We start from the raw sequence: 14,680 nt of genomic DNA on the forward strand, positions 1-14,680 counted from the left end.
TCTTTCGTTTTTCTTGCAACCGAGCATAGCGTGAACGCCGCCTGTGGGAAACCGGCTGTGTGACACGGCGCAGGCTTGCGGCCGGGTGGCCGACGGTATATTAATTTTATCTAATTCAGGAGGGGGTGCTGACGGAGCGCCTCAGCCATAGCAACGCGCCGGGACCGGCCGAAAGGAGCACCATGAGCGAGAAGAACTATCCCGAGATCGTGAAACACCTGAGCGGCGTGATGGCCGACCTCAACAAGGGCATCCCCGGCCCATGGAAGGGGTTCGTGCAGCTAGCCGATCAGGCCAAGGCCGACAGCGCGCTCAATGCCAAGATCAAGGAGTTGATGGCGGTCGCCATCTCGATTTCGTTGCGCTGCGACGGGTGCATCGGCTTCCACGTCCGCGGCGCGGTCAGGAACGGCGCCACCCGGCAGGAGATGATGGACACCATCGCCGTCGCCGTGATGATGAACGGGGGACCGGCGACGGTCTACGGCGCCTACGCCCTCGAAGCGTACGACCAGTTCGCGGAAAAATCGTAGGTTACGCCCGGCCCACAATAAAACCCCCGGGAAGGGTTCTCCCGGGGGTCGGAACCAGTGGAACCGCGGAGCGCCTATTCGCTGCGGGCGACGCCCAACAGCTGCAGGATCCAGATGAACATGGTCACGAAGCTGCCGTAAAGCATGAAGGCGCCGAAGATCGCCTTGCGGTGCGTGACGTCTCCGGCGTCGGTCTCGAAGTACCAGTTCTTGATCTGCTGCGTCTCGTAAGCCGTCAGCCCGGCGAAGATCACCGGCACGACGATCGACATCAGGAGATGGAAGCCCGACGACTGCACGAACAGGTTAACGAGCAGCGCGATCAGGATGCCGAACGTCGCCATGACCAGGAACCGCCCGATGGCCGTGAGGTCACGCTTCGTGGTGTAGCCGTAGAGGCTCATTCCCGCGAAAGCCGCGGACGTTACGAAGAAGGCGCGGGCGATGCTGTCCTGGGTGTAAAGGTAGAAGTAGGGGGCGATCAGCGCGCCCCACATCGCAGCGTAGACCCAGAAGCAGGCCTGCGCGGCGCCGAAGCTTTTGCTCATCATGATGCGCGGCGCGACGAAGCCCATGCCGATGATGCCGATGAACAGCACCCAGACGAACGGGCCGCCGACGATCGCCTGCATGACCTGCGGGTTGGCAGCGACCAGCATGGCGATGACGCCGGTGAATGCGACGCCGAGCGCCATGTAGTTGTAGACCCGCAGCATGTACTGGCGGAGGCCGACATCGATCTGTGCGGCCTCGGCCTGGCCGCGCGTCATTGTGTCGGTTCGCAACTGGAAACGACTGTCAGGTCTCAACGCCATCAGAACCTCTCTCCCAAGCGAGTTGAACCTGGAAGTAATATGGGAGCAGGGCCTTTGCGATCAAGTGGGATCGCGGCGCCCGGGACCATGATGATGGATTGTTAACATTGCGCTCCCGCCGTTCGCGCGGCACATTTGGCGACCTCTGAACAAGGCTGGAGCGCGGGGAGGAGCAGCGTCTTGCCGATTGTTGATGGTGTCCGCGGTGACGCGCCCTTCACGGTCGCTCACGGGGCGGCGGAGGACTGGGCGCACGCGGCTCAGGGGTGCGCGGACGGCCTCGCAGACGCGCCGGGTGCGCCCAACATCGGTTTCCTCTACGTCAGCGATCTCCTCGCGGAAGACGTCGCCAGCATCCTCGCCTACCTGCGCCAGAAGACCGGGGTCGAACACTGGGTCGGCTCTGTAGGCATCGGCGTGCTCGCCGGCAATGCAGTGTATGTGGATCGGCCCGCTGTCGTGGCGATGGTCGGCCAGGTCCCGGAGGCAGGGTTCTGCGTGTTCCCGTCGATCGCCAAGAGCGTCGATGAGCTGTCTCCGGAACATCGGTCTTGGATCGAGAGGCAGCCGTTGCTGGTGGGCATCGTCCATGGCGATCCGCAGAACGAGCGGGCGCCGGCGTTGATCACGGAAATGGCGGAGCGCACCGCCGGCTTTCTCGTGGGCGGGCTCACATCGTCGCGAAGCGCCCATCATCAGGTGGCGGGGCGGGTTACCGGCGGCGGCGTGTCCGGGGTCCTGTTCACCCCCGACGTCGGCCTGCAGACGGCCCTGACCCAGGGGTGCGTCCCCATCGGCGTCAGCCACCTGGTCTCCGACTGTGTCGACAACGTCGTCATCGGCCTCGACGGCCGCCGCGCCCTCGACGTCTTGAAGGAGGACATCGGCCCCGCGCTGGCCGCTGATCTCAACCGGATTGCCGGACGCATCCACGCGGCACTGCCGCTCCCCGGCTCCGACACCTGTGACTACATGGTGCGCAACCTGATCGCTCTGGACCGGATGCATGGGTGGCTGGCGATCGGCAGCGGCATCGAGGCCGGCGATCGCCTGATGTTCGTGCGCCAGGACGTCGAAGCGGCGCGTGAGAACATGACCGTCATGGTGGCGGGCCTGAAGCGTCGCCTGTCGGCGCCGCCGCGGGGTGGCGTCTATTTCTCGTGCGTCGCCCGCGCCCCCGGCGTGCCCGGCGGGCTGAAGGATGAACTGGCGACCATCCGCGACGCGCTCGGCCCGTTCCCCGTCGTCGGCATGTACTGCAATGGCGAGATCTCCAACGGCCGCCTCTATGGCTACACCGGGGTCCTCGCGTTGTTCACCTGAAGAGGGGTCAGGAGGGCGCCATGTTTCGCCTGTTCGTCGCACTGCCGCTGCCCCGAGAGGTCCGCGAACACCTTGCCGGCCTGTGCTCGGGCATCCCCGGGGCGCGCTGGGTGCCGCCGGAGAACATGCACGTGACTTTGCGGTTTATCGGCGAAGTGGGCGGCGCCGATGCGGAAGACATCCACGAGGCGCTCGATGGGGTGCGGATGCCTGCGTTTGGGTTGAGCATCGCCGGCCTCGGGTGCTTCGAGAGCGGGCACAAGGTGCGATCGCTGTGGGCGGCGGTCAAGCGGGACGAACTCTTGATGCGCCTCCAGGACAAGGTGGAGATGGCGGTGACGCGCAGCGGCCAGACACCCGAGCGGCGCAAGTTCAAGCCGCACGTGACCCTGGCGCGATTCAGGAGCGGCGCGTCGGTCGCCCGCATCGGCAGCTTCATGGAGCGCAACAACGCGATCGCGCTGGGTCCGTTCCAGATCCCGTCGTTCGCGCTGTTCCGGAGCCACCTGGGGGGCGAAGGCGCGCACTACGAAGTGCTGGCGGAGTACCCGTTGCGCGGCGCCGGCGCGACGGCCGACCTGCCGGTGCAGGCGGTGCCGTGAGCCGCGCGCACTTCCGGGCGGCAGAACTTCAGCGCGAAATACGTCTCACGAATATCCCGCATGCTGCGCCGAGATCCTGCACCAAATAGCCGGGAATTGCCGCGCTTCTGTGCGATTCGTGACAGGCGACGGCCGTTAACCCGCTCACATCAAGCGCTTTGTGTCCGTTCGGGCGCTGAAACTGTATGCCGATGTCATCAAATGTATGCAGAATCAAGGTCAAGCCTTTGTAATCCAAGCATTCTTCCAAGGGTTGAATATGGCCTTACAATTTTCGTGCGCTGGTTTCGCCGTTGCACTCGCGCTTCTCGAACGTAGAGTGAACATACCCGCGACTCCCATCGTCGTCAAGGTCCTGCAGCAGAATCACCGGGGCGGAGGAGCGTCACCGGGTTGCGGGGGCGGCGGGCCTGCATTGGCGGGAGCGTTGTGGTAGCCGGGGCCGAAAGTCAGCGGGCGGGGCGGCAGGACGTCTGAGCCGATCTGCGAACGGAACTGCCGGCCCGCCGTGGCGATGACGGCCTCGGTTGCCGGATCGAGCAGTCGCAGTTCCACTCCGTAGTCGCGCTCGGCCTCGACGGAGGCGAGCGGCGGCGTCTCGAACTTGTAGCGGTCGCGGCCGCGGCGGGTGGGCTGGCGGACGACAATCGCCTCGCCGCCGCCGGGATTTTCAAAGCGCGCCTCCAGAACGGCCTCCTCTGGGACGCCGCCGAGGGTACGGGCGGTTATTCCCCAATACGCCTCCGCCAAACGGTAATTGAAGATGAACCCGCCGCCGATAATTTCGAGCGACGGCGGTTCCGGCTCCTGATCACATCCGGGAAGCGCCAGCACCAGGGGCAGGAGCACGAACAAGAGCCAATTCAGCGGCGCGCCGAACCAGTTCTTGCGGGCGACCCCGCGAGTCCGCGTCCGCATCGTGTGCGCCCTTTTCTCCCGTCACAAGAGCACGTTACAAAAGGATCACGGGCTTCGGCAACGGAAAGCGAGGCCCACGGCGTGGTTCCTGCTTCATGGGCCTCGCGCCAACAACCCCCCCAATGCGATAGGTATATTTTCTTTTTCCGCGCACTTAAGTTGCCTTCATTCCTAATGCGCGCAGAGAGGCCTGATCGATGATGCAGACATCCGGGCGGAACGCAGGCAGACGCTATGGCGGCGAGATCTTGCGACGCGGCAGCGCTGACGACAACGCCGTGCGCCGCCTGCAGCGCGACCTTGCCGAACTCGGGTTCACCGTGGTCGGGCCCGCCGACGGCTGCTTCGGCCGCTTCACTGCCTGGGCGGTGCGGGAATTCCAAGCCTATGCGGCGTTGGCGCAGGTCGCGGTGGAGAGCCCGCGCCGGGCGACGATCTACGCCGACGGCCTGACGCCGGTCGCTACTGGTCCAAACCGCTACGCCGGGCCGATCAGCGGCGTGGTCGACGCCGCCACGGGCGAGGCCTTGCAGCACTGGCTCGACAGCCGTTGGCGCTGCCCGGTGGCGGTGGAAGCCTGGCGGCTGCGCAATGGCCGACGCGACCGCCCGGTGGCCACCAACATCTGGCGCCATGACGAGGTTCCGGACGCGGCGGCGCGGATGTACGCCCGCGACCTCAGCGGCCATTTTCCGGTGACGGGAGATGGCGCCAGTGCGGACACCGCGGATGACGACGGAGCGGGCCGGGTCATCATCGGGGAGTTCACCTCGTATCTGTCGTGGAGTGGACCACGCGCGGTGCCGCCCCGACATTCGCGCCCGGAAGGCGAGATTGTGCCGGAGTGCGTGATCGGCCGCCGCGCGGAAGAGCTGGATGCAGCGCAGCAATCGACCTTCCGCGTCGTCCGCTCCGTCGCCGAAGTCGAATGTCTCGGCCATTTCGACAGCGTCAATGCGTACGACAACGCCCTCATCTCGGTCGGCCCGTGCCATTGGACGCTCGGCATTGTCGGCCGCAACGGCACCGTCAGCGAGGGTGAGCTGTGCGGAGTCCTCGCCTACCTCGCCCACGCTGATGCGGCGGCGTTCCATCAGACCCTCGGGGTGTTCGGCGTCTCCATCGACCGCGGCTGGGTCAACCACCACGGCATCGCCAACGGCCAGCTTTTGTTCGACCGCGGGCAACGCAAATACGCCGGCTGGCTGGCGTTGCACGACGAGCGCGGCGGTTTCGCGCGCTTGCCGCAGCGGCAGGAGGAGAGCGACTACTTCAAGACGTGGCATTGGTTCTACCGCTTCGTCATGGCCGGGCGCACCATTCCCGGCTATCGCCGCACCATGTGGGACATGACGCGGATTCGGCTGCGCGACCTGATCGACATGCCGTGGGACGCCGGCAGCAGCCTTCGCCTCGGCGACATTTTCACGTCCGAGAAGGCGATCGCCATGATTCTCCGCTGGCACGTGCGCTATCCGGGCCATGTCGCCGCCCGCGGCTGCGCCGGACGGCGCCTGCACGCGGTATTGCAGTCGGTTCGTGACCGGCATGCGAGCCTCGGTTGGGAAGGCGACCCTGGGGCTTGGGGCGACGCCCACGAGAAAGCCCTGATCCGCGCGCTGCGCGTCGCCGTCGGCCAAGTCGGCGGCCGCCTCGCCGAGACCGTCAAGCGCGTCGACCGCTGGCCGCAGTGGGGCAGCGGCAACAACCCGCACCGCTATCGTTTGCCCCCCACCATCGGCCCGCTCGACGAGCGCCGCGGCTCGTTCCGCCTGGAGCGCAGCGGCCTGCCGCCGGCGCCGTGAGCGGCCAGCGCACGTCAACTGTCACCGTGCGGCCAGCGCACGTTAACAGCCCACCGTGCGGCCAGCGCACGTTAACAGCCCACCGTGCGGCCAGCGCACGTCAACAGCCCACCGTGCGGCCAGCGCGTCAACAGCCACCGCGTCGCGGCGACAGTTCAGTCGGCGGGATTTTCCTCAGGCAGCCGCAAGGATCCGAACGATGTCGAATTATTTCAAGTCTCACGATGGCTACCACTACCCCCACAGCGCCGTGGAGCGATTCAAGGTTTGCGCCAACTCGAACGTCGCTCACGTCGACGTCGCGCTGGGCGACGATGTGGTGACGGTGACGGCGCCGAGCCGGCAGTTCGCAAACCGTAAAGAGCAGTTCGTGGCGGCCGCGCCCGGGACGCACCTGCTGAACGTCTCGCTCGACGAGCCCCCGGAACTGCTCAAGGAGCCGGTTCTGGCGTGGCAGGTGCGGGAACGGGTGTACCCGGTGGTCGCCGACCCGGATTCGTTATCGGAACTGAAAGACGGTTCGGGGTGGGTGGTGGAACTGCCCGGCGGAACGGTGATAACGCCGTCGGCCTGCGAAATTGTCGCCAACAGCGCCGCCGAGTGGTTCGAGACGGCAACCGAGATCGATGGAGACGTATGACATGGGTTTTTGGGACTGGGTCGGCAGGACCGCCGGCTCCGCGATCGCGGAGCCGGTCAAGGCCATCGGCAACGCGGCCGACGAGCTTCTCAGCAGCGATCACGAGTTGAGCCAGGAGGAGACCCGACGGCTGGTGGAGCGCATCAAGGTGTCGCTCGCCGAGTTGGCGATCGAAGAAGCGCGTGCCCGCCATCCGTCGTGGTGGGTTGCCGGCGCCCGTCCGTCGCTGATGTGGGCGGCGACGATCGTGGTGATGTACGCCACCGTCGGCCAGCACCTGGTGCAATCGCTCGGCTGGGCATTCGGCGGGCCGATTCCGGATCCGATCTCCTGGCAGGAAATCCTGGCCTCACTCGGCGCCATTTCGCCCCAGGCCACGTCCTACGTGTTCGCGCGCCGGGATGAAAAGCGGGACGGCGTGTCGCGCTAGTCGGAAACACGTTGCCGCCGGCGTTCGATCCATTCCCTGCGTCGCCTAGTGCAGCGGCGCATTCAATAATGCACCGTTGCTGCACGTAACCTCTTGATTCCCGTGCACACTACGACCCATTCGACCGAATCTCTCGAATGGGTCTGTGCACTAGAACAGGTGGCGGGGGATGGCGGCGGGAAAGCTTGCGATGTCGGAGGAGGGGCGGCCGAAAAGGTGACCCTGGACGTATCGGACCCCGCAGTCGCGGACGAACGCGAGACCGGCCTCGTCTTCCACCATCTCGGCGACGGTGGCGATGCCGAGGTCGTCGCAGAGCCCCACCAGTGCCTTGAGGAACGCCTTGCCGGTGCGCTCCTTGCGGGCATTGTGCAGGGAGGGGCCGTCGAGCTTGACGATGTCGACTTCGAGCCGCGCCAAGTAGCGGAAATTGGCGGCGCCGGCCCCGAAATCGTCGAGACAGACAGGAAAGCCCTGGTCGCGCAGCCGCCGGATGAAGGTGTTGGCGGGACCCAAGCGCTCCATCCGCGCCGATTCTGTGATCTCGAACATCAGCCGGCCGCGGAGCCATGGATTGGCGGCAAGTATGGCGTCGAGGCAGCCGAGGTAGGTGAGCGAGCCCACCGACACGCCGGAAATGTTGATGGCGATGGTGACGTCGTTTGGCTGCGCGAGAGTCCGCAGCCAGCCGATCACCTTTCGGGCCATGGCCAGATCGAACGCTCCGATCAGCCCCGATTCTTCCGCAAAGGTGATGTGCTCGTAGGCGTTCTGCATGCCCGTCCCGGTTGGAAAGCGGGCAAGCGCCTCGTAGTGATGGATGTCGCCGGTGCCGACATCGACGATCGGCTGAAATGCCACCTGGAAGTCGCTGGCGTCGATGACGCGTTGCAGCCGTTCGACCGCTTCGTTCGAGGCGCGTGCCTGTTCCGACAGCCGCGTCGCCTCCGGGGTCGCGATCAGCGTCGGAAGCAGTCGTTCCTGGGCCATGGCGTGTTCCGCGGGCACCGTCGTCGAGGCATCCGGCGTTCCGGCGCGCTTCGCCCCGACAACGGTTGCCCGTCGCAGGGGGACATCCACGACCGCGCGATGCTTGAACCGGTTGACGGCGTATCTCAGCCCGGCAACGACAAGCTCGGGCGCCATCTCCGCGCTGTCGATGTCGATGCTCGCCGCCTCGACCGTGCAGCCGGCGCCGAGGGGCGCCGCGCTTCGCAGCAGCCTCTCGATCCGCTTCTCGACCAGGGCGATGGTCTGTCGGGCGTTGTGGATGAACGCATAGCGGTTGGCGTGGATGCGGCCGGCCGCGTCGCCGGCCAGCGAGTTGGAGCGGAGGCATGCACCGATGGCCTGAAGCAGCCGCTGCTTCGCCGCCCGATCCGGGTGCGCATGCAATGCCTCGCAGCCGACGAGCGCGATCAGGGTTATGCGCAGGTGCTGATCCGAGCGATGCCTGGCAATCCGCTGCGCGGCCACATGCAGAAAGGTCTCGGCGTCGAACACTCCGGTCTCTTCATCGCGCGCAAGCGCTACGCGGCTTTCCCCCAAGGGGAAGGGCCTGTACCTCCTTATCGCCAGGAAGCTGAGGCCCGGCGCAGCGTCGCCCGGCTCGCGCGCCGCGGCAACGCTGCTGTCACCGTCGTTGCCCGAGCCGTTCCGGAAGTAGTAGGCGGCGAAGGCAAGGCGTGTCGACGGCCCTATGGCGCCGGCCAGCCGCAGCGCCACGTCTTCAGTCCGGCCGTTGCGACGGGCGGTCGCCAGCAACGAGCGGAACAGCGTCACGTCTTCCGCCGCAATGAACCGTTCCGCCCCTCGCCCGGTCAGTTGCGCCGGGTTGCGGCCGAGCAGCAACTCGGTAGCGCCTTCGGCAGCCACGATGCGATTGTCGCCGTCGACCTCGATCACCAACTCCGCCCAACAAAACGCCAGCGAAAGGAAGCGCTCGCGATCGATCCGGAGGACGGCGCCGTCAACCGATCCTCTCCATCCGCGAGCGTCGCCGACGATCACGCCGGCGTTCCTCTGCACGCAGGACGCCATTTGCGCTTGTCACGCCGCCGGCATCCCGTCACAACTATGGCACGATGCATGGGAGCGACAGGATCTTCGGCCACGGCGATCGGCTGGACGGCGGCCCTCCTGACGGGCGCCCTGGCGGTACGCCTGCACCGGCGTCGGGCGCTCTTCGGTCCCTTCGCGAGTCCGCCGCCTGGGTGTTCGATCTCGACAACACCCTCTACTCGGCCAGATTCGATCTGTTCGACCAGATCGACGTGCGCATGCGCACCTACATCGCGGCCTTCCTCGGCGTCCCCGTGGATGATGCGCACCGGCTGCAGAAGCAGTATTTCACCGAGTTCGGGATGTCGCTCAGCGGCCTGATGCGTCTTCACCGCATGGATCCCAAACCGTTCCTGGAGCGCGTCCATGACATCGACTTGTCCGTTCTCCCGCCCTGTCCCGAATTGGATGCGGCATTGGCCGATTTGCCGGGACGCAAAATCATATACACCAATGCGTCAACGCGTCACGCCGAAAGAGTCATCGAGCGGCTCGGCGTCGCCCACCACATCGATGCCGTGTTCGACATCGTCGAGGCCAACTACCAGCCGAAGCCGGAGCCTGCGGCCTACGACATGATGGTCAAGCGCCACGGCCTCGATCCACGGACGACGGTCATGGTTGAGGACATGGCCCGCAACCTGATGCCGGCGGCGCTGCTCGGCATGACCACGGTGTGGGTGCGCACCGAATCGGCCTTCGGGTGCGCCGGTCGCGACGCCGTGCGCATAGACTATGAGGTGGAGGACTTGGTGGCCTGGCTCCGTCAGGTCGCCGGCGGCGGACCCAAGCCGACGGCTGACCTATAGGGCGTCCCGCCAGCGGTAGAGCAGGTCGAGGGCGGCGCGCGGGGTGAGGGCGTCGATGTCGATGGCGCGGAGTTCCGCCTCCAGTGGCGACGGTTGTAGTTGGGGCGGGGCGGCGGCAGATGGTCCGGCGGGAGACGAGCGGGCGGCGGCGGCCGCAGCGAACAGCGGCAAATCATCGGCGAGGCGGGTAATCGCGGACGACTGCTCCCCGGTTTCCAATGTTGCCAGCACCTGTTCCGCCCGCGCGACGACGGCCTCGGGCAAACCTGCAAGCCGGCCGACATGAATGCCGTACGACCGGTCCGCGGTTCCCGGCACCACTTCGTGCAGGAACACGACGTCGTCCTGCCATTCCTTGACCCGCATCGTATGGCATGCGACGTGCTCGAGCTTGGCGGCGAGCGCCGTTAGTTCGTGGTAATGGGTGGCGAACAGGGCGCGGCAGCGGTTGACCGCGTGCAGGTGTTCGACCACCGCCCAGGCGATGGAGAGGCCGTCAAAGGTGGCGGTGCCGCGGCCGATCTCGTCGAAGATGACAAAAGACCGCGGCCCGGCTTTGTGCAGGATCGCGGCGGTCTCCACCATTTCCACCATGAACGTCGAGCGCCCGCGCGCGAGCTCGTCGGCGGCGCCGATGCGCGAGAACAGGCGGTCGACGATGCCGATCCGCGCCGCTTCAGCCGGAACGTATGAGCCCATTTGCGCCATCACGGCGACGATCGCGTTCTGGCGGAGGAAGGTGCTCTTGCCGGCCATGTTGGGCCCGGTGATCAGCCACAAGCGCCGGCCGTCGGCGAGTGCGCAGTCATTGGCGATGAACGCCGGGTCGTCGCCTTGCGCCAGCGCGGCCTCGACCAGCGGATGACGGCCGCCGGTGACGCAGAAATCTTCCGTGTCGTCGACCACTGGGCGGCAGTAGCGGGCGTCGACGGCGAGGTGGGCAAGCGCCGCGGCGACATCGAGCGCGGCGATGGATGCTGCGGCGAGCGCGATCTGTTCGGCGCGTCCCGAAGCTTCGGAGACCAGGTCGTCGAACAGCTCCATCTCCATGGCCAGCGCCGTGTCGCCGGCGCGGGCGATGCGCGTCTCCAACTCGCTCAACTCGACCGTGGAGTAGCGGCTGGCGTTGGCCATGGTCTGACGGTGGCGGAACGGCCCGTCCGGTCCCGACGGCATCCGCGGCGCCTGTTTGGCCGGAACCTCGACAAAATATCCAAGCACGTTGTTGTGGCGGATTTTCAGGACCTGCAGCCCGGTCTCGGCGGCGTAGCGCGCCTGCAGCGCGGCGATCAGCTTGCGCGCGTCATCGCGCAGCCGGCGTTGCTCATCAAGCTCGGGAAGATAGCCGGCGGCGATGAACTGACCGTCGCGGGCGAAGTGCGGCAGGTCGGGAGCCAGCGCCCTGCCGAGGCGCTCGACCAGCGTCGTGTGGGCGCCGAGGTCGGCGACCAGGGCTTCGATCCCGGGCGGCCGGCCGCTGAGGCCTACCGCAGCCAGCGCAGAGCGAAGCTCCGCGGTAAGAGCCAGACCATCGCGCACCGCCGCCAGGTCACGCGGGCCGCCGCGGCCGAGAGTCAGGCGGGAGAGCGCCCGTTCCATGTCCGGGCAGCGCCTGAGCAGGCCGCGGACCGCGTCGCGGGTCCGGGCCGCTTCAACGAAGAACCGCACCATGTCGAGGCGCCGGTCGATGGCGTCGACGTCTGTGAGCGGCGCCGTCAGGCGGGCGGCGAGCAGGCGCGCTCCGGCGCCGGTGACGGTGCGGTCGATGACGCCGACCAGGCTGCCGCGGCGTTCCCCGGCGAGGGTGCAGGTCAGTTCCAGGTTGCGCCGGGTTGCGGCGTCGATCTCCATGACGGCGCCCCGGGCGAGCCGCCTCGGTCGCATGATGCGCGGCAGTTTTCCTTTCTGCGTGGACGCCACGTAGTCGACGAGAGCGCCGGCTGCGGCGATCTCGGCACGGTCGAACGCGCCGAACGCATCCATGGTTTCGACGCCGAACACCGCATGCAGCCGACGGCGGGCATTGGCGCTGTCGAAGCGGGCGGCCGGCAACGGCGTCAGGCGCTCGCGCCAGCGCGCCAGGGTCTCGAACAGGTGCGGGCGCTGCAGCACGGGCTCCGGCACCAGAAACTCGCCCGGCTCCAGGCGCGCCAGGATCGCCTCCAGATCCGCAAGCGCCGCCGGCTGGGTGTGAAACGCCCCGGTCGACACATCGAGCCACGCTACCCCGAAAGCCGCGCCCGCCTCGGCGCAGGCGGCGAGGTAGTTGTTGCGGCGGGATTCCAGCAGCGTCTCTTCGGTCAGTGTGCCGGCAGTGATGACCCGCACCACTTCCCGCTCGACGACGCTCTTGCCGCCGCGCTTGCGGGCTGCCGCCGGATCCTCGGTCTGCTCGCAGATCGCCACCTTGAAGCCCGCACCGGATCAGCCGCGCCAGGTAGGTTTCGTGGCTCACCACCGGCACGCCGCACATCGGGATGTCGTCGCCGAGGTGCTTGCCGCGCTTGGTCAGCGCGATGTCGAGCGCCGCCGCGGCGTGGACCGCGTCCTCGAAGAACAGTTCGTAAAGTCGCCCATGCGATAGAACAGGAGACAGTCCGGATGCTGGCGCTTGATGCCAAGATATTGCGCCATCATCGGCGTGAGGGCCGGGTCCGCCAAGACGGCCTTCGCTTGGGCGGGCTCTGCGGCAGCCGTCGCCGGGGCGTTGTTTTCCGTCAGCGGATGGCCTTTCTCTGAAGATTGCACGGATTGCGCGTCCCATGTCTGCGGCCAGAGACTATCATGCCGCCGAACCTCGGGGCTATGCATCGGGAGATCGCCGCGGCATAGTGGCGGCGACCGCCGGAGTGGAGGACACGTGAGCACAGAACGGAATGACGATGATGGGCCGACCGAAGTTGTCGGCCTGTTCGGCAGCCGCGAGGGCGTGGAGCGGGCGATCGCCGGCCTCAAGGCCGCAGGCTTCGCGGACGCCGATTTGAGCCTGCTCGCCTCTCACGAGTCCATCGAGGCGGCCGATAAATCCGGGCGGACGTGGAAGCAGCGGCTGGTGGCGCTCGTCGACGAACTGCGCTACGAACAGCCGCTGGTTGCCTCCGGCGCGATCTTCCTTGCCGGAGGGCCAGTGGCGGCGACCATCGCCGCAGTAATCGGTGCGGCCGTCGGAGGCATCGCCGTGAAGGAGGTGCTCGAAGAAGTCACGGCGACGCCGCACACCGACCAGTTCGCCCGTTCCATTGAAGCGGGCGGCGTCATCTTGTGGGTGCGTGCCGAGGCAGCAGAGCGCGAAGAGGTGGCGGCGCGGGTTCTGTCCGAAAACGGCGGTACCAACGTCCACAGCCACCGTCCGCAGGCTGCGGTTTAGGTGCATTGAGGGCAGAGGAAAGTCAGGGCAATAGCGGCTTTCCTCATTTCCATCGCGCCGTGACGACATCAGCGAGCAACAACAGGAATGAACCCTTTCCGAGGGCGACGGACATGACCGGGATTCTTGACGGGCTGCGGGTGGTCGAGGGGTCGGCGTTCGTGGCCATGCCGCTTGGCGGCATGACCCTGGCGCAACTCGGCGCCGACGTGATCCGCTTCGATCCCATCGGCGGCGGCCTCGACTATACGCGATGGCCGGTGACGCTGGACGGCCAGCACAGCCTGTTCTGGGCCGGCCTCAACAAGGGCAAGCGCTCCGTCGCCATCGACTTCCGCAAGCCGCAGGGACAGGAAATCCTGAGCCGGCTCATCACTGCACCCGGCGACGACGCCGGTCTTTTCCTCACCAACTTCCCGAGCCGCGGCTGGCTCGATTATGGCACGCTCAAGGCCGGGCGCGACGATCTGATCATGGTCAACCTGACCGGTCGCTGGGATGGCACGTCCGAAGTGGACTACACCGTCAACCCGCAGGTCGGCTTCCCGCTGGTCACCGGCCCGACCGTCTTTCCCCGCCCGGTCAACCACTTGCTGCCGGCCTGGGACTGCATAGCCGGGCAGATGGCGGCGGTCGGCTTGCTGGCCGCGGAGCGGCACCGGCGGCGGACCGGCGCGGGACAACTCGTCAAGATCGCGCTCAAGGACGTGGCGCTCGCCATGCTTTCGCACCTCGGCAAGATCGCCGAGGTGATGGTCAACGACGCCGACCGGCCGAAGGACGGCAACTACCTCTACGGCGCCTTTGGCCGCGACTTCGGCACGCTGGATGGAAAGCGGCTGATGGTGGTCGGCCTCACCCGCAACCAGTGGGCGAGCCTGGTCAAGGCGACCGAGCTCGGCGACGAGCTCGATGCGCTCGGCAAGCGCCTTCGCCTCGATTTCGCGACCGAGGGCAACCGGTTTCGAGCCCGCCGCGAGATCGCCCGCATCTTCGAGCCATGGTTCGCGACCCGGCTGCTGGGCGAGGTGCGGCGCATCTTCGATGCCCACGGCGTCACCTGGGCGCCCTACCACAGCGTCCGCGAGACGGTGGAACACGATCCGGACTGCTCGACCCAGAACCCGATGTTCGGGATGATCGAGCAGCCCGGCATCGGCACCTATCTGATGCCGGGCTCGCCGCTCGCGTTTGGCGCGGCCGACCGGGTGCCGCCGCGGCGGGCGCCGATGCTGGGCGAGCACACCGACGAGGTGTTGCTGGAGGTCCTGGGACTGAGCGAAGGCGAGGTCGGGCGCCTGCACGACGACCGCATCGTCGCCGGGCCGGAGAAAAGCGCCTTCGCCCGGCCCGTGGATTGACGAATGGGACCGCGGG

General features: G+C 67.0%; 13 protein-coding genes and 1 pseudogene. 9 read left to right on the top strand and 5 right to left on the bottom strand.

Annotated elements, in window-relative coordinates; genetic code table 11:
* The first annotated feature begins 182 nt into the window (after window positions 1–182).
* On the top strand, window positions 183–533 hold the full coding sequence (locus IPM60_08175; GenBank protein MBK8907871.1) for a carboxymuconolactone decarboxylase family protein: 351 nt from the start codon (window positions 183–185) through the stop codon (window positions 531–533).
* Between the two features lie 74 nt (window positions 534–607).
* On the opposite strand, the gene IPM60_08180 is transcribed toward IPM60_08175, so the two are convergent.
* A complete protein-coding gene (locus IPM60_08180) occupies window positions 608–1,303 on the bottom strand; it encodes a Bax inhibitor-1/YccA family protein (protein MBK8907872.1) in 696 nt (231 codons plus the stop codon).
* A gap of 225 nt (window positions 1,304–1,528) precedes the next feature.
* Here IPM60_08180 and IPM60_08185 point away from each other — a divergent pair, with 225 nt between their 5' ends.
* A complete protein-coding gene (locus tag IPM60_08185; GenBank protein MBK8907873.1) occupies window positions 1,529–2,671 on the top strand; it encodes an FIST C-terminal domain-containing protein in 1,143 nt (380 codons plus the stop codon).
* Window positions 2,672–2,691: 20 nt separating this feature from the next.
* Entirely contained in the window at window positions 2,692–3,273 is a 582-nt protein-coding gene (thpR, locus tag IPM60_08190; GenBank protein MBK8907874.1) for an RNA 2',3'-cyclic phosphodiesterase, read from the top strand.
* Between the two features lie 28 nt (window positions 3,274–3,301).
* Here the strand turns inward: thpR and IPM60_08195 are convergent, their stop codons facing one another.
* Together IPM60_08195 and IPM60_08200 are read right to left on the bottom strand one after the other, a co-directional pair.
* The gene (locus tag IPM60_08195; GenBank protein MBK8907875.1) at window positions 3,302–3,511 is read right to left on the bottom strand and encodes a hypothetical protein; all 210 of its coding nucleotides are present in this window, start codon (window positions 3,509–3,511) and stop codon (window positions 3,302–3,304) included.
* Window positions 3,512–3,639: 128 nt separating this feature from the next.
* Entirely contained in the window at window positions 3,640–4,191 is a 552-nt protein-coding gene (locus IPM60_08200; GenBank protein ID MBK8907876.1) for a hypothetical protein, read from the bottom strand.
* 197 nt (window positions 4,192–4,388) lie between these two features.
* Here IPM60_08200 and IPM60_08205 point away from each other — a divergent pair, with 197 nt between their 5' ends.
* The 3 genes from IPM60_08205 to IPM60_08215 all read left to right on the top strand — a co-directional run bounded on the left by IPM60_08205 (window position 4,389) and on the right by IPM60_08215 (window position 7,066).
* Window positions 4,389–5,996 carry a peptidoglycan-binding protein gene (locus IPM60_08205; GenBank protein ID MBK8907877.1) on the top strand — a complete coding sequence of 536 codons (1,608 nt, stop codon included), beginning with the start codon at window positions 4,389–4,391 and terminating at the stop codon, window positions 5,994–5,996.
* 199 nt (window positions 5,997–6,195) lie between these two features.
* Entirely contained in the window at window positions 6,196–6,636 is a 441-nt protein-coding gene (locus tag IPM60_08210; protein MBK8907878.1) for a hypothetical protein, read from the top strand.
* A gap of 1 nt (window position 6,637) precedes the next feature.
* Complete coding sequence (locus IPM60_08215) at window positions 6,638–7,066, top strand: hypothetical protein (GenBank protein MBK8907879.1); 429 nt, start codon at window positions 6,638–6,640, stop codon at window positions 7,064–7,066.
* Between the two features lie 150 nt (window positions 7,067–7,216).
* Here the strand turns inward: IPM60_08215 and IPM60_08220 are convergent, their stop codons facing one another.
* Complete coding sequence (locus tag IPM60_08220; protein ID MBK8907880.1) at window positions 7,217–9,076, bottom strand: EAL domain-containing protein; 1,860 nt, start codon at window positions 9,074–9,076, stop codon at window positions 7,217–7,219.
* Between the two features lie 74 nt (window positions 9,077–9,150).
* On the opposite strand from IPM60_08220, the gene IPM60_08225 reads away from it, so the two are divergent.
* The gene (locus tag IPM60_08225; GenBank protein ID MBK8907881.1) at window positions 9,151–9,936 is read left to right on the top strand and encodes a pyrimidine 5'-nucleotidase; all 786 of its coding nucleotides are present in this window, start codon (window positions 9,151–9,153) and stop codon (window positions 9,934–9,936) included.
* Here the strand turns inward: IPM60_08225 and mutS are convergent.
* Window positions 9,931–12,573, bottom strand: a pseudogene (gene mutS, locus IPM60_08230) (DNA mismatch repair protein MutS). The gene IPM60_08225 and the pseudogene mutS sit on opposite strands and share 6 nt — an antisense overlap.
* Window positions 12,574–12,796: 223 nt before the next feature.
* Between mutS and IPM60_08235 the strand changes: the two are divergent.
* The gene (locus IPM60_08235; GenBank protein MBK8907882.1) at window positions 12,797–13,303 is read left to right on the top strand and encodes a hypothetical protein; all 507 of its coding nucleotides are present in this window, start codon (window positions 12,797–12,799) and stop codon (window positions 13,301–13,303) included.
* A gap of 113 nt (window positions 13,304–13,416) precedes the next feature.
* Window positions 13,417–14,664: a 2-methylfumaryl-CoA isomerase gene (locus IPM60_08240; GenBank protein ID MBK8907883.1), complete on the top strand. Its 1,248-nt coding sequence runs from the start codon at window positions 13,417–13,419 to the stop codon at window positions 14,662–14,664.
* The last annotated feature ends 16 nt before the right edge of the window (window positions 14,665–14,680 follow it).

It is taken from the genome of Rhodospirillales bacterium, from assembly GCA_016710335.1.
Classification (GTDB): Bacteria; Pseudomonadota; Alphaproteobacteria; order Rhodospirillales; family Defluviicoccaceae; genus JADJXQ01.

Coding starts and splice junctions, on each gene's coding strand:
- thpR (MBK8907874.1), top strand. CDS start 2,692: ATGTTTCGCCTGTTCGTCGCACTGCCGCTGCCCCGAGAGGTCCGCGAA.
- IPM60_08240 (MBK8907883.1), top strand. CDS start 13,417: ATGACCGGGATTCTTGACGGGCTGCGGGTGGTCGAGGGGTCGGCGTTC.
- IPM60_08175 (MBK8907871.1), top strand. CDS start 183: ATGAGCGAGAAGAACTATCCCGAGATCGTGAAACACCTGAGCGGCGTG.
- IPM60_08200 (MBK8907876.1), bottom strand. CDS start 4,191: ATGCGGACGCGGACTCGCGGGGTCGCCCGCAAGAACTGGTTCGGCGCG.
- IPM60_08210 (MBK8907878.1), top strand. CDS start 6,196: ATGTCGAATTATTTCAAGTCTCACGATGGCTACCACTACCCCCACAGC.
- IPM60_08205 (MBK8907877.1), top strand. CDS start 4,389: ATGATGCAGACATCCGGGCGGAACGCAGGCAGACGCTATGGCGGCGAG.
- IPM60_08180 (MBK8907872.1), bottom strand. CDS start 1,303: ATGACGCGCGGCCAGGCCGAGGCCGCACAGATCGATGTCGGCCTCCGC.
- IPM60_08225 (MBK8907881.1), top strand. CDS start 9,151: ATGCATGGGAGCGACAGGATCTTCGGCCACGGCGATCGGCTGGACGGC.
- IPM60_08215 (MBK8907879.1), top strand. CDS start 6,638: ATGGGTTTTTGGGACTGGGTCGGCAGGACCGCCGGCTCCGCGATCGCG.